The organism is Paraburkholderia sp. SIMBA_027 (assembly GCF_046535315.1).
GTDB classification, from domain to species: domain Bacteria; phylum Pseudomonadota; class Gammaproteobacteria; order Burkholderiales; family Burkholderiaceae; genus Paraburkholderia; species Paraburkholderia tropica.
Genome location: NZ_JAWRWY010000851.1, coordinates 1 through 263 on the forward strand (window position 1 = coordinate 1; position 263 = coordinate 263).

At 57.0% G+C, this 263-nt stretch carries 1 pseudogene; it reads left to right on the forward strand.

The features are described from left to right. Positions 1–146: 146 nt before the first annotated feature. Positions 147–263 (forward strand): annotated as a pseudogene (locus SB764_RS41480) (phasin family protein); the annotation flags it as partial.

Below are 263 nucleotides of genomic sequence, written 5' to 3' on the forward strand. Positions count from 1 at the left end.
CGGGCAATCGCGGCTGAGACCCATACGCCTGCGGAGCCCGTGTCGAAAATGAAGCCGACACAGGAGCTTCGATACGACGCGCTTCATCAGTTGGTCACCGTTGCCGAACATGCTGGGCATTGGGCATCCATTTTCAGGAGGTGAACATGGCTGATTTTCAAGGACAAGCTGCCGCAGCCCAGCGAGCTAATCTTGACTTCTTCTTCGGCCTGGCCGGCAGCATGCTGGAGGGCGAGGAAAAGCTCGTGAGACTGAATCTCGAT